At 67.4% G+C, this 22,465-nt stretch carries 17 protein-coding genes and 2 pseudogenes; 15 read left to right on the top strand and 4 right to left on the bottom strand.

From position 1 onward, the window contains the following. Positions 1-121: 121 nt before the first annotated feature. The 8 genes from IU459_RS27930 to IU459_RS40170 all read left to right on the top strand — a co-directional run bounded on the left by IU459_RS27930 (position 122) and on the right by IU459_RS40170 (position 8,238). Positions 122-442, top strand: coding sequence for a hypothetical protein (locus IU459_RS27930; RefSeq protein WP_195132560.1), 321 nt, complete (start codon positions 122-124; stop codon positions 440-442). A 147-nt stretch (positions 443-589) separates the two neighbouring features. Then, entirely contained in the window at positions 590-1,039 is a 450-nt protein-coding gene (locus tag IU459_RS27925) for an Hsp20/alpha crystallin family protein (RefSeq protein WP_195132559.1), read from the top strand. A 382-nt stretch (positions 1,040-1,421) separates the two neighbouring features. After that, positions 1,422-2,879: a GNAT family N-acetyltransferase gene (locus IU459_RS27920; RefSeq protein WP_195132558.1), complete on the top strand. Its 1,458-nt coding sequence runs from the start codon at positions 1,422-1,424 to the stop codon at positions 2,877-2,879. A gap of 123 nt (positions 2,880-3,002) precedes the next feature. Then, positions 3,003-4,841 (top strand): AMP-dependent synthetase/ligase, encoded by a 1,839-nt coding sequence (locus tag IU459_RS27915; RefSeq protein ID WP_195132557.1) that lies wholly within the window; start codon positions 3,003-3,005, stop codon positions 4,839-4,841. Between the two features lie 502 nt (positions 4,842-5,343). Continuing rightward, on the top strand, positions 5,344-5,571 hold the full coding sequence (locus IU459_RS27910; RefSeq protein WP_195132556.1) for a DUF2933 domain-containing protein: 228 nt from the start codon (positions 5,344-5,346) through the stop codon (positions 5,569-5,571). 90 nt (positions 5,572-5,661) lie between these two features. Then, the gene (locus IU459_RS27905; RefSeq protein WP_195132555.1) at positions 5,662-6,357 is read left to right on the top strand and encodes an ATP-binding cassette domain-containing protein; all 696 of its coding nucleotides are present in this window, start codon (positions 5,662-5,664) and stop codon (positions 6,355-6,357) included. Continuing rightward, a complete protein-coding gene (locus IU459_RS27900) occupies positions 6,354-7,889 on the top strand; it encodes an ABC transporter permease (RefSeq protein WP_195132554.1) in 1,536 nt (511 codons plus the stop codon). Before IU459_RS27905 ends, IU459_RS27900 begins: the two co-directional genes overlap by 4 nt. Positions 7,890-7,953: 64 nt before the next feature. Further along, positions 7,954-8,238, top strand: a complete 285-nt coding sequence (locus IU459_RS40170) for a wax ester/triacylglycerol synthase domain-containing protein (RefSeq protein WP_195132553.1) — start codon at positions 7,954-7,956, stop codon at positions 8,236-8,238. Positions 8,239-8,273: 35 nt separating this feature from the next. On the opposite strand, the pseudogene IU459_RS40165 reads toward IU459_RS40170, so the two are convergent. Both IU459_RS40165 and IU459_RS27885 read right to left on the bottom strand, forming a co-directional pair. Beyond that, positions 8,274-8,411: pseudogene (locus IU459_RS40165) on the bottom strand (helix-hairpin-helix domain-containing protein); the annotation flags it as partial. 9 nt (positions 8,412-8,420) lie between these two features. Further along, positions 8,421-8,786: a hypothetical protein gene (locus IU459_RS27885; RefSeq protein WP_195132552.1), complete on the bottom strand. Its 366-nt coding sequence runs from the start codon at positions 8,784-8,786 to the stop codon at positions 8,421-8,423. Positions 8,787-9,544: 758 nt separating this feature from the next. Between IU459_RS27885 and IU459_RS27880 the strand changes: the two genes are divergently transcribed. Both IU459_RS27880 and fdhF read left to right on the top strand, forming a co-directional pair. Further along, positions 9,545-11,116, top strand: a complete 1,572-nt coding sequence (locus tag IU459_RS27880; protein WP_324199059.1) for an NADH-ubiquinone oxidoreductase-F iron-sulfur binding region domain-containing protein — start codon at positions 9,545-9,547, stop codon at positions 11,114-11,116. Beyond that, complete coding sequence (fdhF, locus tag IU459_RS27875; RefSeq protein WP_195132551.1) at positions 11,116-13,800, top strand: formate dehydrogenase subunit alpha; 2,685 nt, start codon at positions 11,116-11,118, stop codon at positions 13,798-13,800. The genes IU459_RS27880 and fdhF overlap by 1 nt, the downstream gene beginning before the upstream one ends. Positions 13,801-13,820: 20 nt before the next feature. Here the strand turns inward: fdhF and IU459_RS27870 are convergent, their stop codons facing one another. Then, positions 13,821-14,798, bottom strand: coding sequence for a magnesium transporter (locus IU459_RS27870; RefSeq protein ID WP_324199058.1), 978 nt, complete (start codon positions 14,796-14,798; stop codon positions 13,821-13,823). A 291-nt stretch (positions 14,799-15,089) separates the two neighbouring features. On the opposite strand from IU459_RS27870, the gene IU459_RS27865 reads away from it, so the two are divergent. Then, positions 15,090-15,368 carry a DUF1918 domain-containing protein gene (locus IU459_RS27865; protein ID WP_195132550.1) on the top strand — a complete coding sequence of 93 codons (279 nt, stop codon included), beginning with the start codon at positions 15,090-15,092 and terminating at the stop codon, positions 15,366-15,368. Here IU459_RS27865 and IU459_RS27860 read toward each other — a convergent pair. After that, a pseudogene (locus IU459_RS27860) lies at positions 15,326-16,923 on the bottom strand (adenosylcobalamin-dependent ribonucleoside-diphosphate reductase). The gene IU459_RS27865 and the pseudogene IU459_RS27860 overlap by 43 nt on opposite strands. Positions 16,924-17,266: 343 nt before the next feature. Here IU459_RS27860 and IU459_RS27855 point away from each other — a divergent pair. The 4 genes from IU459_RS27855 to IU459_RS27840 all read left to right on the top strand — a co-directional run bounded on the left by IU459_RS27855 (position 17,267) and on the right by IU459_RS27840 (position 22,411). Further along, entirely contained in the window at positions 17,267-18,238 is a 972-nt protein-coding gene (locus IU459_RS27855) for a 1-phosphofructokinase family hexose kinase (protein WP_195132549.1), read from the top strand. A 203-nt stretch (positions 18,239-18,441) separates the two neighbouring features. Continuing rightward, positions 18,442-19,899: a serine hydrolase domain-containing protein gene (locus IU459_RS27850; RefSeq protein ID WP_324199057.1), complete on the top strand. Its 1,458-nt coding sequence runs from the start codon at positions 18,442-18,444 to the stop codon at positions 19,897-19,899. Beyond that, complete coding sequence (locus tag IU459_RS27845) at positions 19,896-20,807, top strand: ABC transporter ATP-binding protein (RefSeq protein WP_195132547.1); 912 nt, start codon at positions 19,896-19,898, stop codon at positions 20,805-20,807. The genes IU459_RS27850 and IU459_RS27845 overlap by 4 nt, the downstream gene beginning before the upstream one ends. After that, positions 20,804-22,411 carry an ABC transporter permease gene (locus IU459_RS27840; protein ID WP_324199056.1) on the top strand — a complete coding sequence of 536 codons (1,608 nt, stop codon included), beginning with the start codon at positions 20,804-20,806 and terminating at the stop codon, positions 22,409-22,411. The genes IU459_RS27845 and IU459_RS27840 overlap by 4 nt, the downstream gene beginning before the upstream one ends. The last annotated feature ends 54 nt before the right edge of the window (positions 22,412-22,465 follow it).

The following is a 22,465-nucleotide window of genomic DNA, read 5'->3' as shown; positions in this document are numbered from 1 at the left end:
AACTACCGTGAACACGGACGTACCTTCCCGACCGGCGTTGGCGCGCCGGCATGATCAAGACTTCGGACTGATAGATCATCCGGGAAGGTGCGTCCTTCCCGTCATCCACAGGTCCTGATCATTGCTCGTTAGTGTGCTGGGTTGGCTGGCCATCTCATCGGCCGTGCTTGTCGCGGCGCTACTCACGGCGTACTACTGGCCGCACAAGCCCGACGGGCCGAGTGTGTGGGACATTCGAGCCGAGTTGCCGCATCGCGCGCCGCCTGCACCGCTCACGCTCGATCAGGCACACCGGGTCGCCCAAGACCATCGCGAGTGCCTTGCGGAAGACTGTCCGCGCAAACGCGCCGCACTGCGAACGCTGATCACCGCCGGAAAACTCGCGCCGACCCCGCGGCTGCACGAGCTTCTCTTCACCCGTTTCGGCGACGAAGTTGCTTGACCCAACCACACGATCTCATCTCTTCGAAGCGGGATTCCTATTCAGGGACCGGAGTCCTCCGAGGAAGGACCGTAGGCCCTACTGCTCGGTGCGGGCGCCGCGTGGAATCGAAGAGTCATCAACCACTCTCTCCGCTGGAGTCGCGCTATGAGCATCCTTCCCTCTCGCCAGGCATTGCTACCGACCTGGCCTGCACTGCCCGATTGGTCCGATCTGATGGCCCGGTTGGAGTCGCGGCCCCTCTGGACCTCGCTCGAGGGCCACATGATTCGAGTCGAGGAGCATCTCGAGAAGGGCCGGTACACGTTGCGCGCCGAGTTGCCCGGGGTTGACCCGGCCAAAGACGTCGACATCAGTGTCCGGGAAGGACAGTTGACGATCAAGGCCGAACGCACGGAACGGAAGGAAGAAGGCACCCGCTCGGAATTTCACTACGGCAGTTTCTACCGGTCGATTCCGCTACCGGTCGGCGCGAAGGAAGACGACATCGACGCGTCCTACACCGACGGGATCTTGACGGTGACCGTGCCGGTGGCCGAGTCGGAGACCCCGGCGAAGCACATCGAAATCAAGAAGACCGGAAACGGACACAGCTGACCGCCGCGGGACCCGGGATGGCCCAGGCACACGGGCCGGCCGACACAGCGCCATACGACCGCTGCTGCGAGTAGGCGTTATTCGAGGCCTGCGTAGGGTCTGCTGGCCATAGCCGGGACACGCTGAGCACCGCCACCTTCGTCATCTCCGCCTTGGCCGCCGCTGGGCACCTACGCTGCCGGCCCACGCCGTCGGCAGGGCAGCGATGCTTTGCCGGCCTACGGCACACGGCCACGACGACCATCGGGGGAACTCGGTCAGCGCCGCCCTTGTCACGTCGACGCGATCCGCGCTCGGACGGCCTTACTCGGCCGTTGACCGATCGGCGGCCAGTCGGCGGACCACGCGGAAGATGGCCAGCTCTCCGGACGGGAGTAACCGCATGACCACACACGGGCATCCTCCGATTGTGGTGACCGTCGACCAACCGCCGATCGGGCGCGACGCCGCCCTATGGTCGGCCCGCCTCGCCGAACGGCTGCACTGCACCCTGCGGGTCGTCTACATCGCCGCCGCCACTTCTGACGTGTCGGCGGACATCGCAGCGACCGGACCCGAAGCGGCGGCTCGGACGGAATCCAGCGCGACAGCCGTCGTCGACGACACCATCGCGGTCGTGCGCCGCGATCACCCCGACCTCGAGATCAGTGGTGAGTTGATCGACGGACCGGCCGCGCAGGCGTTGGCCACAGTCGGAGAGGACGCCCGGATGGTCGTCCTCGGTCATCCCGACGTGGGGGCGCTCGACGTGCCGACGGCCACAACGATGGTTACCGAGCACGCCACTTGCCCGGTAACCGTCTGGCGGGGAGAGCCCGGCCAGCTTCCAGACCAGCGCCCCGTGCTTCTCGCCGTGGACGACGACATCGACGGCGCTGACGCCGCCCTCGCCGCGTTCGGCTACGCCCACCTGTTCGGTGCATCGGTCATCGCCGTGAACGCCCAGCCGGAGCAACCCGGAACGGCCGCTCCGGTCACTTCGACGAACCGGCACTCCCTCGACGCCCACCTGGCCGTGGCACGGGACGCCTTCCCCGACGTCACCGTGTCCGCCCTCGCCGACATCCCACATCGGTCGTTGAACGAACGCGCGACGGGTGCGCAACTGGTGGTCACCGGACCTGATGGTCGCGCGTCTGTTCCGGAAGGACCCGGTTTCGGTTCGTACTTCTTCCGCCGCAGCCGGTGCCCCGTCATGATCTGTCCGTCACGGATGCCCCCGGTGGGCCTCGGCGCGGATCCGATCGCATCCACCGCTAATACCGCACCGGCACCGTCTACGCCGCTGATCTCCGGGATGACCGTCCGCGCACTGACGCCGGACGACCGGGACGCGGTCGCGTCGCTGCACGAGCAGATGTCGGCGCACGATGCCTATCTGCGGTTCTTCAGCGCCCCTCCAAAGCGCATCGACGAGTTCGCGGAACAACTGTGCCGGCACGACTCCACCCACCTCGCGCTCGGCGCTTTCGAGGGTGACGACCTGGTCGGGGTCGCCAATTACGTCGTCACCGACACCACCGCGGGACACCTCACTGCGGAGATGGCGCTAGCGGTCAACGCGCATGACCAGCAACACGGCATCGGCACATTGCTCGTGCGGCGACTGGGCACGGCCGCCTACCTGCAGGGGGTGAAACATCTGACGGCGGAAATACTCGCGGAGAACACCCTCATGCTCGCGATCATCACCGAACAGGGGTGGAATGACGCGCTCCGATACGAGGGCGCCACCGTGCACTTCGATCTCGAACTCGACGCCCACGGTCAGGAAGATCCGGGCACGCCTGTACTCCCGCGTAAGGGAAATGCCGGCCAAGCAATCCGAAAAGGTCGATAGGGAACGTCGCGCCGCTATCCCCGTCCGGACCGATTCCAAGAATCATGCCGGGCTTTTCTCGTACGCATGCTTTTCTCGTCCGAGCGCCTCATCGATCGGCCTGGGACTCCGTAGAATGAAGTGATGACGTTCCTTCGGGAATCCGAGGAACTTCCCGATCTCAGCAAGATCGAGCGCCGGGCATCCTCGGTTGCCCAGATGCTTGTCGACCGCATCACCGCGACTCCGGACGCGGAGGCATTCCGATTCCCGGACGGCGAGCGCTGGACCAGCGTGTCCTGGAAGCAGTTCGGTGACCGCGTCGACATCCTCGCCGCCGGGCTGATCGCACTGGGAATCCAGGCCGAGGACCGGGTCGCCCTCGTGTCGTCCACGCGGTACGAATGGGTGCTCGCCGACTTCGCCGTGATGTGCGCCGGTGCGGCCACCACCACCGTGTACCCCACCACCAATGCCCCCGGCGTCGCGTTCATCGTCGCCAACTCGGGCAGCCGTGTCGTCGTCGCCGAGGATCAGGCCCAGGTGGACAAACTGATCGAGCACCGCACCGAGTTGCCCGACGTGCGACAGGTGGTGATCTTCGACGGCGAGGGCGACGGAAACTGGGTGATCACTCTCGATGACCTCGAAGAGCGCGGACGCACACTGCTCGCCGAATCGCCCGACGCGGTGGCCGACCGCATCCGCGGCATCCGGCCCGAGCACCTGGGCAGCATCATGTACACCTCCGGGACGACCGGCACCCCGAAGGGGGTAAGGCTGCCGCATTCGGCATGGACCTACAGCGCCGCAGCAATCGACGCGTTGCATGTTCTCGGCCCCGACGATCTGAACTTCTTGTGGCTGCCGCTGTCCCACGCCTTCGGCAAGGTGATGCTCGCGCTGTCACCGCTGATCGGCTATCCCACGGCGATCGACGGCCGGGTGGAGAAGATAGTGGACAACCTCACGATCCTGCACCCCACCATCGTGGCGGCCGCCCCGCGCATATTCGAGAAGGCGCATGCCCGTATCGAGGGCATCGTGGCCGAGGAAGGCGGGATCAAGAAGAAGCTCTTCGACTGGGCCGTCGGGGTCGGCCTGAAAGTCTCGCGTGCGAGACAGGCCGGCAAGGATCCGTCGCTGCTGATTTCATTGCAGCACAAAGTTGCCGACAAACTGGTGCTTTCCAAGATCCGTGAACGCTTCGGTGGCCGGCTACGGTACTTCGTTTCGGCAGCGGCCCCCTTGGACCGCGATGTCGCGCAGTGGTTCGACGCGATCGGCATCATCGTGCTCGAAGGTTACGGCCTGACCGAGACCGCCGCCGCCTCGTTCATCAACCGCCCAGAGGCATACCGGTTCGGAACCGTAGGCAAGCCGTTTCCCGGCACCGAGGTCAAGATCGCCGAGGACGGCGAGATCCTGCTACGAAGCCCGGGCGTGATGAGCGGCTATCACGACCGCCCCGACGCCACCGCCGAAACTTTCGACGCGTACGGCTGGTTCCGCACCGGCGACATCGGCGAGATCGACGCAGACGGATTCCTGCACATCACCGACCGCAAGAAGGACTTGTTCAAAACCTCGCAGGGCAAGTACGTCGCGCCCTCCGCGATTGCCGCCACATTCAAGGGAATGTGTCCGTACGCGGCGGAATTCATCGTCTACGGAGAGACACGGCCCTATTGCGTCGCACTGGTCGGCCTAGACGCCCAGAGCATCACCGAATGGGCCGGCAAGCACGGCCTGGCAGACAAACCGCTCGCCGACATCGCGCGGGACGAGAAGACCCACGACGTGATCGCCGGCTACGTCGACCACCTGAACACCCAACTCAATCGCTGGGAACAGATCAAGAAATTCGACATCATCGACCACGAATTGTCCGTCGAGGCAGGAGATCTCACACCGAGTATGAAACTGCGCCGCAAGATAGTCGTCGACAACCTCGCCGCCAGCATCGACGCACTCTATCGCTGAAGTCGATCGATAATCGTCGCGCTGTTCGCCGAACAACGCGAGCAAGCACCCACCGACAGAGGCGCCGAGTCGCTCAGCACCGCCGCCATGCCGGCGTGATGCCGGTAATACCGGCGACATCGCCCGAACGCCACTGGAGGCAGGATGCATCGGTCGTCACGCCACCATCACGCCCAGCCGGGAATTGGAGGCTGGAGAGTTTCACATCGGCTGCCCCATCATCGGGCAGCCGACCATCAGGCTGCACATCCATTGACACAACATGTGCATGAGGTTCATATCGCCGAGCTCCTTCTCATCGCGCGATCCGGCCACCATTGCCCGGCCGCAAGGGTTGGACATGCCGGTGTAGTCGAAGTTGCCGTGTCGATACCCCGCCGGGGTAGGGACCTTCGGCGCTCGGATGAGGGTCCTTGGGCGCCGCTCGAAGCGACCTCATCCCCTCCTCGGCAACCGGTGTACCAGCGCAGACTCGAGGTGATCCCAAGAGAAGGGGAAGGCGATGAACACTCGGCATCTTCCGTGGTACGCACTCGCATTGGCCGTGCTGGTCGCCGGTCTCGCCATTTCGGGCGTGTCGGTGTCGACGCTGCTGGTACTGCTGGTGGTGCTGGCCTGCCCGCTGATGATGATGTTCATGATGGGCGGCCACGGACACGGCGGCAACGACTACGAGCCGCACCGGATGAGCAGACGCCACGACCACGGCCCCACCTCCGGCCGACCGTAACCGGGCCGCTATGGGACGTGTCATGGTCGGCGCAGCACAGATTCAACGGTCCGCATTCGCCGGACCGGTGGCCAGCATCGTGGCAACGTCATGACCACCGAGCCGCTCACCGGGGCTGAATCGGACACGGTTTCGCGGTCGGCGACGCAGGCCGCGCCGCTGCTGGCGGCCGAGGGGCTGGAGAAGTCCTATCGCCGTGGCGGCCGGATCTTTTCTCCCCGCGTTCCCGTACTGCGGGGGGTCGATCTGAGACTGCGACCCGGTGAAGTGGTCGGCTTGGTCGGGGAGAACGGGTCGGGCAAATCGACGGTCATGAAGATCCTGGTCGGTGACCTGTTTCCGGACGCGGGCTCGGTCACCCGGTCGGGGCGGTTGGGATACTGCCCGCAGGAACCAGTCCTGTATGAGCGGCTGACCTGCGATGAGCACATCGAGTTGTTCGCCCGCGCCTATCGGATGACCCGGGAATCCGAGCGCCGTGCGCGTCGTGAGCTGTATGCGGCGTTGGGGTTCGAACGCTACGCGACCACGCGCGCCGACCGGCTCTCCGGCGGCACCGTGGCGAAACTGAATCTCACGCTGGCGTTGCTGGCCGATCCCGACGTGCTGCTACTGGATGAACCGTATGCCGGATTCGACTGGGACACCTACCTCAAATTCTGGGAACTCGTCGCGCACCGCCGCGCCGCCGGCCGCTCAGTGCTGATCATCAGTCACTTCGTCGCCGACGAACACCGCTTCGACCGCATCGTCGAACTGCGCGACGGGCGGGCGGTCGGAAGATGAGCGTCCCCGCGTCGGTCCCGGCGCCACCACCGACGGCGGTGTCGCCGTTCGTGCGGTGCTTCGTCAGCGACTACATCCGCAACCCGGTCAACCTGATCGTGCTGGTGCTCGTGCCCACGGTGTTCGTGCTCGTCGCGGCCGGAAGCATCGCCCAGGCAATGGAATTGCTCGGCCGCAACCTCGGTTCCCGACCGGCAGTGGAGACCGCGACCGCGGGGTGGGCGGCGGCGTTCCTGTCGGGCATCGCCATGTATTTCCAGGTCCGCTCCGCGCGGGCGACCGATCGACGGCTGGTGCTGGCCGGGCTGTCCCCGGCCCGTCTGGTCGCCGCGCGGGCGGCGACCGGGCTGGCGCTGGCGGTGCTCGTGTCGGCGGTGTCGCTGCTCGCACTCGCCGCCCGCGCCGGGCTCGGCGACCCGGTGCGGGTGATCCCCGCGACGGTCATGTTCGCGGTGATCTATCTCGCGATCGGCGCGATCGTCGGCATCCTCGCCGGCAATCCGGTCAATGGAGCGGTCGTGATCTTGTTCGTGTGGATCATCGACGTGTTCATCGGACAGGTCGGCGACACCACCGAGCAGGTCTCCCGCTGGTTCCCCACACATTTCGTCGCCCGATGGATGGTCGGCCTGCCCACGGGCCATGCCGGACGCCTCGGCGACCTCGGCGCAGCACTGATCTGGGTGGTCGCGGCCGCACTGGTCGCGGCCGCTGCGCTGGTAGCCAGTTCACGCATCGCCCGCCCCACCCGCCGGGCCGCCGGACAGTTGCGCACGGGCCTGCGTCTGGGTGTGGTCGAGCTGAGCCGCAACCCGGTCCTCGCGGTGCTGTTGATCGTGGTTCCGGTGGTGTTCGTGCTGCTGGCCAAGATCACCACCCCGGCCCGGTCGATGATGTTGACCCTGCGGGAGAACCGCGCAACCGTCACCATGTCCTTCTGGTTCCCCGAAGTACACGCCGGAACGATGACGCCGATCGCGGTCGGCTCCTTGGCGACACTGGCCGGGCTGTTCCTTGCCCTCGACGCCGCCGACGGCGATCGCCGACTGCGGCTTGCCGGATACCGCGCCGGCGTCCTGCTCACGGCGCGGCTGGGAGTGATCGCCGTGGCGGTGCTCGTGGTCACCGCCGCAGCACTCGCGATCACGGCGACCGTGTTCGACGCCCACAACTGGGTGGGATACGCCGCGGCGAATCTGCTGCTGGCCGCGACCTATGCGCTCATCGGCGTGATCATCGGTCCGTTGTTCGGGCGGATCGCCGGGGTGTTCGTCGCCTTCCTCATCCCGTTCCTCGACCTCGGCCTGGTGCAGAGCCCGATGCTGCGTCCCGAACCCCAGACGTGGGCGCGCGCCATGCCCGGTTACGGCGCCAGCCGCGTCCTGTTCGACACCGGCCTCACCGATCACTTCGACGAGGTAGGGGCACTGCTCATCGCGCTGGCCTGGTTGACCGGTTCGGCGGCTGTCGCCGCGCTGCTCTACAAGCGCGGACACCCGACCCACCGCGGCATCCGGTTCGGATCGTCATGAACCGAACCAGCACTGGCGGTTTCATAGACAGCAGCTCCGCCGCAGCTGCCGAGGTAGGTGTGCGATGACGGAATTGGGCCCGCTGGACACCGGTTTCATGGAAATGGAAGACACCGACCGCCGAGTCAGTCTCGGGATCGGGACGGTAGCAGTCGTCGATGGACCACCCCCGGCGCACCAAGAGCTACGCGCCTGGCTCGATCGTGGGCTGGAGCGGCACGGGCGGCTACGGCAGCGGGTCCACCGCAGTCTTTTGGACCTGAAAGCGCCCGTGTGGGAGGAGGATCCGACTTTCGATTTCGATTCAGGGCGTCTGCGGCGAGACCGGTGGCGACGCCGTTCACGGTGATCCGTTCGGTGAGCAAGACCCTTGCGGTCGAGGGTATCGATGTCGAGGTGATACCCGGCGACCGAACGGGCCGCCTTTTCGTGGGATCGGACCCGGTACGGATCACTGCCGGAGATGGCTATCAGATCCGCCATCTCCCAGAGGGCTTGGGCCGCAACGTCATTCGAGCGCATCATGGTCGGCTACCGGTCGCGGGTCGCCGGGCCGGCCGGTTCGCACCGCCGGGTCGGCCGGACCATTCGTGCGCGGAACGCGGCCGGATTGATCCGCCGGTCGAGCAACGCGGCCAACAGAGCGTTCTCCGCGTCCAGGGCGGACCACACCCGCGCGGGATCGGTCCACCCAGGTTCCGCGTCCAGCACCGACGGATCGGACTCGTCGGACAGGGCCCGGGGCGCACGGCTCGGAGTCGTGTCGTCGGCATCGCGCCGATACCGCCCGGGTAGACCGTCACGAACGGTCCTGTCGATGGCCGCTCCGATCGCCCGCCACAGCAGCGCCGGCGACACGATCACGGACGCGAGCAGCAGGACAATACCTACGGTCATGGATCCGCCTCCTTCCTGCCAGGGTGGCCGGGCCACGCTCGGTCCGATTTGTGCCGATCATGCATCGAAACGATGGTTCCCGGTAGCGGCATCCGTACCACGCCGATAGACCAACGACCCTGGCATGGCCCGTGGTCAGTGTCATCAGCTCGGGCGATCTGCTCGGCAGGCGGATACGGCCGGACACGACCGACGCCCGGGCATGGTGGCGGCTGGGCCCCGCGCAGGTCGGCCCGACAGACCTCGAGCGTCCGGGCACTGACTGCCGTCGGGACGAATGTCATGACAGAGGGTGACACGTTGCACTGATGCTGGGCGTTCGGACAGCGGAGGCTAGTTCCTGACCGCAAGCTGCCACCGGGAAACCGGTATGGGTCGGATGCAAAGAGGAAAGGAACGGTTATGGAGTCCGAACTGGCCCGGATGATGCACATGTTCATGATGCGCCTGCACGAGTGGGGGATCCTGCCGCCGATGACGATGGGGATGTGACCCACACCGTGCACTCGAACCGATGCGGCCGCTGATCCCGCGACGGGAGGAGGCCGATGATCCCGGGAATCGCGGTCGCACGCCCAGCGGCGCCTGTGAGAAGGAGGATGTGTACCTAGCGTAAGGGACCTATGTCCTCGCGATGGAGAGTCGCCCGGCCCTGCCCCGCCGCGCCGGAGCCGGAGCAGAGTAGTCGGTGCCGGCCGTCGACGAGCCGGGATGGGAGCGAGGAGGCGATGAACGGCCGACCCCGAGACTGGATGGCAGTGCGTGCGAACCGGTTCACCACCCCCGCCGAGGACGTGACCGAGAGTTTGCGGGACGCGATCGCCGACCACCACGAGATCACCGAATCGGATATCGACGCCGTCGCGAGGGACGCGTGTCGTCCCGTCGCGGCGGTGGCCGGGACCGCGTCGTTCTATGCCGACCTCGCCTCGACACACCGGGTGCGGGTGTGCGACGGTACCGGCTGCTTCGTGGCCCGCGGCGGCTCTACTTCCGAGGCGGGCGGCGCCGCCCAGCACGTGTATTGTCTCGGATTCTGTTACGCAGCACCGGCGATGCTTGTTGACGACACTCCTCTGACCGGTCCGCAACGGACATCGGCGCAGCCGATTCCGTATACCTGCGCGGCGCCGGAACCGGTGATTCTGGCCGGGCTGTGCGGGCCGGAGCGGCCGTGGGAAACATGGTCCGCGGTGCTGTCGCAGCGGCGCCGGAGCGCTATAGCGGACGAGGTCGCACGGTCGGGCTTGCGCGGCCGGGGCGGTGCCGAATACCCGGTGGCCGCCAAATGGCACGCCGCCCGCAACAGCCCGGCACCGCGCTATGTCGTCGCCAACGGCGACGAGGGAGACCCCGGATCCTATTGCGACCGGCTGCTGATGGAATACGACCCGCGCCGGGTGCTCGAAGGACTCGCGCTGTGCGGGTATGCGGTCGGCGCCCGGCACGGTCTGGTGTTGGTGCGGTCGGAGTATCCGGCCGCGGCGGCGGCGTTGCGGAAGGCGGTCGAAGAAGCCAGGACCGCTGGGCATCTCGGGGAGAACATCCACGGCTCCGGCGTCGATTTCGACATCACGGTGCACGACGGCGCCGGTTCGTACGTCGCGGGGGAGGAGACGGCGTTGCTACGTTCGTTACAGGGCCTGCGCGGTTCGGCGCAGGCGCGTCCTCCATATCCGACCGAATACGGTTATGCGGGGCGGCCCACCGTGGTGCAGAACGTCGAAACCCTTGCCGCCATCCCGTGGATCGTGCGAAACGGCGGCGCCGCGTACGCCCGGTTCGGCCGGGAAGTCGAGACCGGGACCAAGCTCGTCTGCCTCAACGAGGAGTTCGCCACACCCGGGGTGTACGAGGTGGAATTCGGAACACCGTTGCGCCGCATCGTGGAAGAGCTCGGCGGTGGCCTGCGCGACGGGCGGCGCTTGCGCGCGATCCAGATCGGCGGCCCGCTCGGCGGCTTCCTCGGCCCAGACGATCTCGACGTCGGCCTCGCCTCGGCCGACCTGGCCGCATGTGGGGTAAGCCTCGGGCACGGCAGCGTGGTCGCGATCCCCGAGCAGGTGCAAGCAGTGGATCTGCTGCGGCACCTGTGGACGTTCGCGGCCCGCGAGAGCTGCGGTGCCTGCGCGCCATGCCGGGTGGGCACGCGACGCGGCCTCGAACTGGTCGGCAACATGGATCCCGCGCTGAGCGCGGCCGACGAGACCTATGGGCACCTGCTCGACATCATGAAGACAGGCAGCATGTGCGCGTTCGGGTCGGGCGTGGCCGCCGCGGTGCGGAGCCTGCTGCGCGTGTATGCCGAACCACCCGCGGGCAGGTCGTGATGGCGCGGGTGCAGGTGTCCGGTCGGCAGGTCGAAATCGCTGATGCCGCGACGGTTCTGGACGCGGTGCTGGCCGCGGGCGGCGATGTTCCCACGTTGTGCCACGATGAGCGCCTGACCCCGCGCGGATCCTGCCGGGTGTGCCTGGTCCGCGCCGACCACTCGGTGGTGGCTGCGTGCACGACACCTGTTCGCGAGGGCATGATCATCGACCCGGACGATGCCCAGGCGCGGTCGGCCGCACGTGGCGCGCTCGAACTGATCGTCTCGGAACTCCCTCCGCGGGCACTCGATATTCCGGCGCAGCGCAGCGAATTGGTGCGGGTATGCGAGCGGCTCGATGTGCGCGGCGGCGAATTCTCCGGCGCCGTGCATGAGCGCGGCATCGACGACTCCCATCCATACCTCACCCTGGACCGCGACCTGTGCATCGCCTGCGGGCGATGTGTGGCGATGTGCGCCGAGGTGCAGGGCACCTTCGCGCTGGAACTGTCCGGTCGCGGCTTCGACACCGTAGTCGCAGCAGGCAACGGCGGCCCGTGGGTGGAGTCGCCGTGTGTGTCGTGTGGCGGCTGCGTCGACTCGTGCCCCACCGGCGCACTGTTCGAAAGCCGCTGCGCCGACCGCGAATACACCGCAACAACGACCACCACGTGCGGATACTGCGGAGTCGGCTGCTCACTGGACGTGCACACCGATCCGGCGGGGATCGTCTCGGTAACCCCCACCCACGGCGCACCGGTCAACCGCGGACATGCGTGCGTGAAGGGCCGTTTCGCGCACGGCTTCGTCAGCTCCGGTGACCGGCTCACCCGGCCGTTGATTCGTTCGGCGGGCCGCGGCTCGCCGCTGCGCGAGGCGACCTGGGCGGAGGCGCTGGCACTGACGGCCCGTGAACTGACCCGCATCCACGACGCCCACGGCGGTACGGCCATCGGAATGATCTGCTCGGCCCGCGCGACCAACGAGGAGAATTACCTCGCGCAGAAGTTCGCCCGAACAGTACTGGGCACCAACAACATCGATAACTGCTCACGGCTGTGCCACGCGCCGACCGCCGCCGGGCTGACCGCGTCGTTCGGCTACGCCGGCGGCACCAACTCCCTCGACGATATCGACCGCGCCGACTGCATTCTGGTCGCCGGAGCCAATCCGACCGAAGCCCACCCGGTTGTCGGCTCACGCATCGTGCACCGGGTGACCGCCGGGGCAACGTTGATCGTGATCGATCCGCGCCGCACCGAGCTCGCGGAGATGGCCGACGTCCACCTGCGCGGCACACCGGGATCGAATGTGGCGGTGTTCAACGGTCTGGCCAGGGTGGTGCTCGACGAAGGCTACTCCGACCGTGCTTACCTTCAGACCCGCACCAGCGGGCTCACCGAACTCCTCGAACTGCTGCGCGACTATACGCCCGACCGAGTCGCCGCCATCGCGGGCATTCCAGCGGAATCCCTGACCGAGGCGGCACGGCTGTTCGGCCGCGCCGAACGGCCGGTGATCATGTACGGACTGGGCATCACCGAGCACGCCCACGGCACCGACGGGGTGCGCACACTGGCGAACCTCGCGCTGCTGCGTGGCGCGGTCGGTACGCCTGGATGCTGCGGTGTGCTGCCGCTGCGCGGGCAGAACAACGTACAGGGCGCGTCGGACATGGGTGCACTGCCCGATGTCCTGCCCGGCTATCAGAAGGTGACCGATCACGCTGTGCGGCAGCAGTTCTCGGACGCATGGGGTGCGGAGGTGCCGCCTCGTCCCGGCCTGCGCATCCCCGCGATGTTCGGCGCCGCACTCGACGGAGACTTACGGGCGTTGTATGTGATCGGCGAGGACATCGTCACTTCCGATCCGGACGCCAACCACGTCCGTGCCGCGCTGGCCGCCTGTGATTTCGTCGTCAGCCAGGACGTCTTCCTTTCCCGCACCGCGGAACTGGCCGATGTGGTGCTGCCCGCCGCCGCCTTCTTGGAAAAGGACGGTACGTTCGTCAACTTCGAGCGCCGTTTTCAGCGCGTCCGTCCGGCGCTCGCACCGCCGGGCGAGGTCCGCACCGACTTCGCGATCCTGCATGCACTCGCCGCAGCGATGGGCGCTGACCTGGGCTGTCCCACACCGGCTGAGGCGATGGCCGAATGCGCCTATCTCGCTCCGGCTTTCGGTGGGATCAGCCATCGGCGACTGGACGCCACGGGACCGCTCCAGTGGCCGTGCCCGTCCAGCCATCACCCGGGAACACCGGTGCTGTATCTGGACGGCTTCGCGACCCCGGATGGCCGGGCCCAGCTCGCCGCGCGTCCGTACTTGCCGCCGGGGGAGCGCCCGGACACCGAGTACCCGTTCGTTCTGGTCACCGGCCGCAGGCTGATGCACTACAACACCGGATCGATGACCCGGCGCACCGCCAACACGGATTTGCTGAGCGCGGAAACCCTCGACCTGGCACCGAGCGATGCCGCCGCCCTAGGTATCGCCGCGGGCGACAGGGTGGAGATCCGCAGCCGCCGCGGTCGGATGACCCTGGCGGCGCGCCCCACCGACGAAGTGGCGCCGGGCCAGGTGTTCACCGCGTTCCACTTCCCGCAAGCGCCGACCAACGAACTCACCTCGAGCCGCACCGACGAGGTCACCGACTGCCCGGAGTACAAGGTGACCGCGGTGGCGTTGCGGCCGGTCCCGCGGTGAAAGGTGCGATCTGTCCGCCATCAGGTCACGACGAGTGCGGTCACTCCTAGATATATGAGGATCGACAGGAGGTCCTGGACCACGGTTGCCAATGGTCCGGAGCCGAAGGCCGGATCGATCTTCAGTTTCGACATCGTCCACGGCAGACCCATCGCCACGACCGCGGCGACAGAGCATGCGGCCAGTAGCGAGATCGCCACCGCCAGCGACACGTCCGGTGCACCCCAGAACGTCAGCGTGAGTGGGTAGGACACGACGGCGATCAGCAGCCCGATGAGCAGGCCGGTGACGGATTCACGGTAGACGATGCGACGGACGCCGACACCGACCGCAAGGCCGCGGATCACCAGCGCCTCGGTCTGGGTGCCGACCGCGTCGGCCAGATAGACCACGCCGGGGATGAAGAATGCGATAAGGACTTCGCGCTCCAGTTCGCCGTGGAAGATATCCACCACACCGGCAGCGAGCATCGCGCCGACGAGCCCCACCAGCAGCCACGGCAAGCGGTGCCACAGTCGGCGGCCGATCGGTTCGACCGTCGCAGTCCGGGCGCCGGTCGCGGATTTCAGATATCCGGAGACCCGGGCGACATCCTCGTCGTGCTCCTGCAGCAGCACCGTCAACAGCCGCCGCGGTGGAATGAGCCCGAGCCAGCGGCCCTCGGCATCGACCACAGCGAGCCCCGGTTCCTCATGCCGCAACGCCTCCCACACCGCCGCCTCCTGGTCCTGGTGCCCGGCGATCGTCGGCGGATCAGGGTCCATCACGGCACCGACGGCCGTCCCGGTGGGTGCCGCCAGCAGATTCTCGATCGTGATCAGACCGGCCAGTCGAGTGCCGTCACACACCGCTATCACGGCCGCGCTGGCAAATCGGCTGCCGCGCATGCGGGCCAGGACATCGTCGGCCCTTTCCCCGGGATCGGCGATCGGCACGTCACGGGTGGCATGAGCCGCCGCCGTTTCGAATAGCTCCCCGCTTCGCACAGTCGGTTCCACGGCCGCAAAGTAGTCCGATCAGCCGGGAAGCGCCAGCGTTCCGAACAGGCCGCGCGCCGTTCGGTCGCGCGTGCCGAACCGTCTGTGACTCGCCGGCGGATTCAGCGAGGTGGTTCGCTTCCGAACAGCCATACCCGCCGTTATCGGTGCCGAGGGGGCATCATCAGCCGCAAGGACCTGCTGTTGGTGCATTCGTATCGTCGGTCGCCCCGTGCAGCGGACCAACGGCCCTACCGGCGGTGCGCCACCCGGCGCGACGATGGGATCGCACCGCACAGGAGGTTGGCATCGATGCAGGCGAAAGCAGGGGACTGGCTGATCGTGGAGGGGCGCAGTGTCGGCGGCACGGTCCGGCACGGTCTCATCGAGGAAGTCCACGGGAAAGATGGGGCGCCGCCCTACCTCGTGCACTGGACCGATACCGGGCACCGGGCACTCACCTTCCCCGGTCCGGACGCCCACGTAGTCACCAGCGACGAGCTGCGTGCGCAGGAAGAGGTCGCCGCGGCCTACTTCTCCTCGCGGCACTATCGGTCGAGCGAAGGCGCCTCCGAGTCGGCCGAAAGCTGAGAAGTCCCTGGACCGGCGCGTACCGGGCGGACGATCGGAACCAGCTCTTCGCACGCTTCGCAACCGGGTGCCCGGACGGTACCGGGCTCGACGGCGGCATGCGGCTCGGGAGCGGCGTCGGCGTGCCGCAGCACCTGCCCGGGTCGGCTGCCGGACCGGAAGACGGTGATCCCTTTGACCTGCGCCGACCATGCCTGCCGGAAGATGTCGAGCACGTCCTCGACGTGCACGTCTGCCGGTAGGTTCACGGTTGTCGCGACGGCGGCGTCGGTGTGCCGTTGCGCGGCGGCCTGGATGCGGACGTGCCAGGAGGGCGTGATCTCCTGGGCGGTGACGAAGCGGCGGCGCAGCTCCTCGGGGAGTTCGGCGCAGCCACAGGCCGTTCCTGACGACGCGACTTCGGCTTCCAGCGCGGTGGACCAAACTCCGCATCCGACGGCGAGTTGCCGGAAGAGCGGGTCGAAGTGGTGAAAGTCGCGCCGGAGAATATGGCGGGTGTAGGCCAGGGCATACAGTGGCTCGATTCCAGCGGAAGTGCCGGCGATCAGCGCGATGGTGCCGGTCGGCGCGATCGAGGTGACCTGTGCGTTGCGCATCGGCGGTCCGTCCCCGTCCACCCATCCACTGTGCGGGAACAGCGGGAAAGCACCGCGGTCTGCCGCAAGCCATTCCGACGCCGTGTGTCCCCACCGCGCGATGTGCGCCATCACATGCTCGGTGAAACGCACCGCTTGCTCGCTGTTATACGGGATTCCCAGCGCGGCAAGAGTATCCGCTAGACCCATGACGCCGAGCCCGAGCTTGCGGGTGGCTCGCGCGGCGACGGCCAGCTCGGGCCGGGGGTAGCGCGCGACATCGATCACGTCATCGAGGAAGCGCACCGCCGCCCGCACGACATCGGCCAGACGGTTCTCGTCGAGATGGTCACCGGAGAGGAAACGCGACAGGTTCACCGAACCGAGGTTGCAGGACTCGTAGGCTGCCAAGGGGACCTCGCCGCACGGGTTGGTCGCCTCTATCGGACCACGATCAGGCACCGGATTCGCCCGGTTGACCGCGTCGAGGAACAGCAGTCCGGGTTCGCCGTTTCGCCAGGCTCGTTCCGCGATCTGCTCCAGCAAGCCGCGCGCCGGAATCATTCGAACGGTCCGGCCCGTGCGCGGGTGTATCAACGCGTGGGGCCCGCCCGAGGCGGCCGCTCGCATGAAGTCGTCGGTCACCGCCACCGAAAGGTTGAAGGTCGCCAGCGGGCCCGGCTCAGCCTTGGCCGAGACGAAATCCTCGATGTCGGGATGACGGACGTCGAGAACCGCCATGTTAGCGCCGAAGCGGCGCCCCCGAGCCGGATCACCTGTGTGGCGGCGTCGTACAGTTCGATGAACGAGACCGGGCCACTGGCGATGCCTCCGCTCGAGGTGACAGCATCACCACGCGGACGCAGGTGGGAGAAGGAGAAGCCAGTGCCCGCTCCGGCTTTGTGCAGCAGTGCAGTGGTGACCTTCGGCCCGTGCGCAGCAGCGACCCTGGCCGTGCGCCTAGGGAGGACTTTGGTCACATTCCCACGGACAACGGTCGGAATACCGCAGTACCGCGGGCTCTATCCGCCGTACCGGAATACCGGTGAAATCGACCGTGTCGGAGCACCCGGCTCCGAGGAGGAAACCATGAGTCCGCTTCCCCTTCGCCGGATGCCCTGTGCGCTACTGCCCTGCGGAACTCGTTCGTCGCCGCGCCGATGCTGGTGTTAGGCACCTGATCCGTGTGGCGGACGTGGCCGAGAACAGCGGCGAACAGGACAGATCGGTTGCCGCACACCTCAGACGGTAGCGGCGACCGTTACGAAGAGGCGGCCGGGCGGGCCAGCGGGCGGCCCTGAAGGCCCGTTCGAGGAGGTTCCGGTGAGTCCGATCGTGACCTTGACGATGAATCCTGCGGTCGATCTCGCGACTCGGGTGGCGAAAGTTGTGCCGGTCGACAAAATGCGCTGTGCGACACCTCGATTCGATCCGGGCGGTGGTGGGGTCAACGTGGCGCGCACGGTGGCCGCGCTCGGCCTCGAGGTGGCGGCGGTGTTTCCCTCGGGTGGGTACAGCGGCAAGCTGCTCGAGCAGTTGGTGCGCGATGCCGGAGTGCCGGTGCGGCCGGTGCCGGTAGCCGAATCCACCCGGGAGAGTCTCGCGGTTACCGAAGAGGCGACCGGCGAGCAGTATCGGTTCGTCTTTCCCGGATCGCGGCTGACCAATCCGGAACAGCACCGTTGCCTGGCCGAGGTGGAGCGAGCGGTGCGCGGCGCGCACTACCTCGTCGCCAGTGGAAGCCTGCCCCCAGGTGCGTCGCATGACTTCTATCAGATCCTCATCGATCTCGTCGCCGACCTCGGTGTCCGCGTTGTGCTGGACACATCGGGCGCCGCACTACGCGGCGTGCGCGGCGGCGCGTATCTGATCAAGCCCAGTGTGCGGGAACTGAGCGACTACGTCGGCCGTCCGCTGCGCGACAGTGCGGAACAGTTGTCGGCGGCCCGTGGGCTGATCACCTCCGGGTTGACCGAGATCGTGCTTCTGTCCCTCGGTGCATCCGGAGCGATGGTGGTGACCAGGGAATCGCACGAGTGGTTCGCGCCGATACCGGCCCGGGTGCGCAGCGGGATCGGCGCGGGAGACGCGATGGTCGGCGGCACCACCGTCGGGCTGGCCCGGGGGTACGCACTGGATGCCGCGGTGCGCCTGGGCATCGCCGCGGCGACCGCGGCGCTCGCCACTGCGGGCACCGCACCAGGACTGCCAGGCCGTATCGCGGAACTGTACGAAGAACTCGTCCGGACCGAGGCATCCAGCGGCGACGCAGGCGCATGGCCTGCTGCCCCGTGACTGCTGTGACGGATTCTGGTGACGTTTCGAGCCACGGCCGACGTCATCCCGGATCGGAGATCGCCCTGACAGGTCCGGCCGTCTTCGAACGGGCGGGGACGTTCGGCCCCACGGTTCGAGCCGATGTCCTCCTCCGCTCGGGTGCCAGGAGCCGCAGGCTGGTATCACGCCGCCGGATGGGCGGGCTGGTGAATGGAGGAGCCGTGCTGGAAATCGACGAAGCCCGGTTGACAAGGCGGATCGAAGCGGTGTTCAATCGTCGGCCGGTTGTCGGTGCCGCGATCGGTGTCGTGCGTGATGGGCGGATGGAGTTCGCCGGGCACGGCTTGGCGAATATCGCCGCGAACCAGCCGGTCACCGAGGACACGATCTTCCGGATCGCCTCGATCACGAAAACATTCACGGCGATCGCGGTGATGCAGCTGTGGGAGCGCGGGCGGATCGATCTGGACGCGCCGGCAAGCGAGTATCTGCGTGCCTACCGCCTGGTCCCGGCCGATCCGAGCTTCGGTCCGGTAACGGTGCGCCACCTGTTGACGCACACCTCGGGCATCGGCGAAACGGCCCACCCGCTACGGGTGTTCGGACCCGATTTCGGCGAGAGCGTCGCCCCGGGGACCGTGGTCACGCCGTTGAGCGAGTACTACCGGCGTGGTTTGCGTGTTCAAGCCGAACCGGGTACCCGGTGGACCTACACCAACCACGGTTTCGCCACCCTGGGACAGATCGTCGCCGACGTCACCGGTGTTCGCCTCGCCGACTACCTGCGCGAGCACGTGTTCCGGCCGCTGGGAATGATCGACACGAGCCTTGCGCCGCCCGATCGCGCGCCGATGCGCCGGGCGATCGGGTACGCGCTGCGCGCGCACGGCCCGAAAGAGATCACACACCGCGAGATGATCACCGCCGGTGCCGCTTCGATCTACTCGACGCCGCGCGACATGGGCCGGTACCTCACCGCGCTGCTCGGCGGGGGCCGCAACGAACACGGTTCGGTCCTCGAGTCCGACACGCTGGCAATGATGTTCGCAGCGCAATACCAGCCCGATCCCCGGGTGCCGGGTATGGGGCTGGGTTTCTTCCGGGGGGTCGCGGCGGGGCATCGGCTGGTCGAGCATCAGGGCATCCTGCCGGGATTCAATTCCCAGATCTGGCTGGCGCCCGACGACGGCCTGGGTGTCATGGTCTTCGTCACCGGCGGCCACCGCGCCATGCTGTGGCTCCCGGCCGAGACCTCCGGGCTGCTGCACGAGCTGCTCGGTGTCACGGAACCGGCTGTTCGCGGCGACATCCCACATCATCCTGAGGTCTGGCCGCAGATCTGCGGCTACTACACGTTGCCGGGATCGCTCACCGATGTTCGCGCTCTATCGATGGTGGGCGCGGGGGTCGACGTGCGGATCAGCGGTGGCCGGCCGGCACTACGGGTACTGACCCCGATTCCCGCGCTGCTGCGCGGGCTGCCGCTGTACCCGGACGATCCGGACGATCCCTTGGCCTTCCGCATCGATCTGGCCCGGTGGGGACTCGGCACCGGCCGGATTCTCTTTTCCCGCGCGTCCCGCACCGGGGCGATGAAGATGAACTTCGACCTGCATCCGCTGACCATGTGGAAGTCGGAAAATCCGTGGACACTGCGGGCAGGAAGGACGCTTCGATGAGCGAGTGCGCGATTTCCATCGCCGGTCTGACGAAATCCTTCGGCGCTACGAGGGCGCTCGACGGCCTGGATCTGACCGTGCACACCGGTGAGATACACGGGTTTCTGGGTCCGAACGGGTCCGGTAAGACGACGACGATCCGGGTTCTGCTGGGACTGCTGCGCGCGGATTCCGGCACGGTGCGGATGCTCGGTGGCGATCCGTGGTCGGACGCGGTCGCACTGCACGCCCGGTTGGCGTATGTGCCCGGTGAGGTCATCCTCTGGCCCGGAATCACCGGCGGTGAGGTCATCGACTTGATGGGGCGGCTGCGGGGCGACATCGACCGGCGCCGCCGTGACGAACTGCTGGAGAGATTCGATCTCGACCCCCGCCAGAAGGCACGCGCCTATTCGAAGGGCAACCGGCAGAAGGTGGCGCTCGTCGCCGCGCTGGCCTCGGACGCGGAACTGCTGCTGCTCGACGAGCCGACCGTCGGCCTGGATCCGCTGAAAGAGGCAGAATTCCAGCGCTGTATCGCGGAATCGAAGAGCGAGGGCCGGACCGTGCTGTTGTCCAGCCACATACTGGCCGAGGTGGAGGCGCTGTGCGACCGGGTGAGCATCATCCGGCACGGACGCACCGTGGAAAGCGGCACCCTGTCGGAGCTGCGGCATCTGACGCGCACCACGATCACCGTCGAAACCATTCGGCCCGCCACGGATCTGGACTCGGTGCCGGGTGTGCACGACCTGGCCCGTGACGGCACACACGCCAGGTTCGACGTCGACACCACCCACCTCGATGCCGTCCTGCGGATCCTGGCAGGTCTCGGCGTACGCAGCCTCACCAGCACCCCGCCGACCCTGGAGGACATCTTCCTGCGTCACTACGGCACCCCGGTCTCAGCGGTCGAGGAGAGACAGTGAGCACCACATCGATGCTGCGCCAAATCACCGCCGGAGCAGGCACCCTGCTGCGGTTCGCGCTGCGGCGCGAGCGCTTCACGCTGCCGTGCTGGCTGCTCGGCACCGCCGCGCTGCTGGCGTTCCAATCCCTGGGCAGTCAACGCTTCTACAACACACCGCAGAAACTCGCGCAGATCCGCGAGACGATGAGCGCCAACGCGGCAGCCATCGCGATGGGCGGACCGACCCGGCTGCTGGACACCATCGGCGGCGAGATCGTGTTCGAGATCTTCGCCTATCTCGCGGTCGTGGTCGCATTGATGAACATGTTCCTGGTCGGACGGCATACCCGCTCGGACGAGGAAACCGGCCGGGCCGAACTGCTCCGCTCGGCCAGGGTGGGACGCCGAGCCCCCGCCGTCGCCTCGCTCGCGCTGGCCGGACTCGCGGATGTCGCCGTCGTGCTGGTGGTCTTCGCCGCCGCGGTCGGCACCGGACTTCCGGTCGGAGGTTCGCTGCTGCTCGGACTCGTCACCGGGGGTGTCGGTGTCACCTTCGCCGCCCTCACCGCGGTTGCCGCGCAGATCTTCGAGAATCCGCGCAGCGTCTACGGAGCAGTCGGCCTGGCGCTCGCGGCAGCGTACGTGGCCCGGGCCGTCGGCGACGTCGGCAGTGGCGTCGCGTCCTGGACATCGCCCATCGGATGGGGCCAGCGCAGCTACCCCTACACCGGCGACCGCTGGTGGACGCTGTTGCTGTTCGCTGCCGCGACGCTCGCGCTCACCGTCGTCGCGTTCGCCCTGCTCGAACGGCGGGACTTCGGCGCCGGACTGCTTCCCTACGCGACCGGGCGCGCGACCGCGTCGTGGGCGCTTGGTTCACCGCTCGGCCTGGCCTGGCGGTTACAGCGCGGCTCCCTGTGTGGTTGGGCTATCGGCGTTTTCGCCCTCGGCGCGGCCTATGGCTCGTTCGCCGACAGTATCGAGGACTTTCTCGCCGACAACCCGGAGATCGCCGCGTACCTGCCCGGCGGCGTAGCCGACGCGGTGGATTCATATCTGGCACTCACGGTCTCGATCGTCGCGCTGCTCGCCTCCGCATACGGTGTCACCAGCGTCCTGCGCGCCCGCGGGGAGGAGACCGCAGGCCGGGCCGAAACTGTCCTGGCCGCACCGGTCAGCCGCTATTCCTGGCTCGCAAGCCACGTCGCAATCGCCGTGGTCGGCGGCGCGTTCGTGCTCGCTGTCGGGGGTTTCGGGATCGGGCTGGCGTACGGGTTGACGGTCGCGGATGCCGTCCAACCACTGCGCATGACCGGGGTGTCGCTGGTGTATCTGCCGGCCGTCTGGCTACTCGTCGCGGTCGCGACGATCGGATCGGGCTGGTTGCCGCGGGCCGCCGTCCCACTGGCTTGGGCGGCCTTCGCCTACTGTGCCGTCGCCGTGCTGTTCGCGACCGCCTTCGATCTGCCCGACTGGTTCGACGACGCATCCCCCTTCACACACACTCCGCAAGCACCACTCGAAACCGTCACCGCCACATCGATATTCGTGATCATCGCGACAGCTGCGGCCGGTATGGCGTTCGGTTTCGCCGGATTCCGCCGCCGTGACGCCGGATACTGAGAAAATCCGGCCGCTGACCAGACCCCTGTCGCGCGCCGCCGTCCCGGCAGTGTT

This window comes from Nocardia amamiensis, assembly GCF_015477605.1.
Classification (GTDB): domain Bacteria; phylum Actinomycetota; class Actinomycetes; order Mycobacteriales; family Mycobacteriaceae; genus Nocardia; species Nocardia amamiensis_A.
This window is presented reverse-complemented; position numbering and strand designations above follow the sequence as displayed.

Coding starts and splice junctions, on each gene's coding strand:
- IU459_RS27925 (WP_195132559.1), top strand. CDS start 590: ATGAGCATCCTTCCCTCTCGCCAGGCATTGCTACCGACCTGGCCTGCA.
- IU459_RS27920 (WP_195132558.1), top strand. CDS start 1,422: ATGACCACACACGGGCATCCTCCGATTGTGGTGACCGTCGACCAACCG.
- IU459_RS27915 (WP_195132557.1), top strand. CDS start 3,003: ATGACGTTCCTTCGGGAATCCGAGGAACTTCCCGATCTCAGCAAGATC.
- IU459_RS27910 (WP_195132556.1), top strand. CDS start 5,344: ATGAACACTCGGCATCTTCCGTGGTACGCACTCGCATTGGCCGTGCTG.
- IU459_RS27905 (WP_195132555.1), top strand. CDS start 5,662: ATGACCACCGAGCCGCTCACCGGGGCTGAATCGGACACGGTTTCGCGG.
- IU459_RS27900 (WP_195132554.1), top strand. CDS start 6,354: ATGAGCGTCCCCGCGTCGGTCCCGGCGCCACCACCGACGGCGGTGTCG.
- IU459_RS40170 (WP_195132553.1), top strand. CDS start 7,954: ATGACGGAATTGGGCCCGCTGGACACCGGTTTCATGGAAATGGAAGAC.
- IU459_RS27885 (WP_195132552.1), bottom strand. CDS start 8,786: ATGACCGTAGGTATTGTCCTGCTGCTCGCGTCCGTGATCGTGTCGCCG.
- fdhF (WP_195132551.1), top strand. CDS start 11,116: ATGGCGCGGGTGCAGGTGTCCGGTCGGCAGGTCGAAATCGCTGATGCC.
- IU459_RS27865 (WP_195132550.1), top strand. CDS start 15,090: ATGCAGGCGAAAGCAGGGGACTGGCTGATCGTGGAGGGGCGCAGTGTC.
- IU459_RS27845 (WP_195132547.1), top strand. CDS start 19,896: ATGAGCGAGTGCGCGATTTCCATCGCCGGTCTGACGAAATCCTTCGGC.